The organism is Terrisporobacter mayombei, assembly GCF_020748465.1.
GTDB lineage: Bacteria > Bacillota > Clostridia > Peptostreptococcales > Peptostreptococcaceae > Terrisporobacter > Terrisporobacter mayombei.
Genome location: NZ_JAHZMP010000151.1, coordinates 1 through 488 on the forward strand (window position 1 = coordinate 1; position 488 = coordinate 488).

The 488-nt window shown below is 57.0% G+C and carries 1 protein-coding gene; it reads left to right on the forward strand.

Annotated elements, in window-relative coordinates; translation table 11 throughout:
* Nucleotides 1-488, forward strand: a 488-nt coding sequence (locus K0039_RS25050) for a cobalamin-dependent protein (RefSeq protein WP_228106838.1), incomplete at both ends; no start/stop codon positions are given.

The window sequence follows — 488 nt, forward strand, 5'->3', positions numbered from 1 at the left end:
ATGTAACAACTACGAAATTGTCGATCTCGGCGTTATGGTGCCTGCGGAAAAAATTCTCCGTACCGCTAAAGAAGTGAATGCTGATCTGATTGGCCTTTCGGGGCTTATCACGCCGTCGCTGGACGAGATGGTTAACGTGGCGAAAGAGATGGAGCGTCAGGGCTTCACTATTCCGTTACTGATTGGCGGCGCGACGACCTCAAAAGCGCACACGGCGGTGAAAATCGAGCAGAACTACAGCGGCCCGACGGTGTATGTGCAGAATGCCTCGCGTACCGTTGGTGTGGTGGCGGCGCTGCTTTCCGATACCCAGCGTGATGATTTTGTCGCTCGTACCCGCAAGGAGTACGAAACCGTACGTATTCAGCACGGGCGCAAGAAACCGCGCACACCACCGGTCACGCTGGAAGCGGCGCGCGATAACGATTTCGCTTTTGACTGGCAGGCTTACACGCCGCCGGTGGCGCACCGTCTCGGCGTGCAGGAAG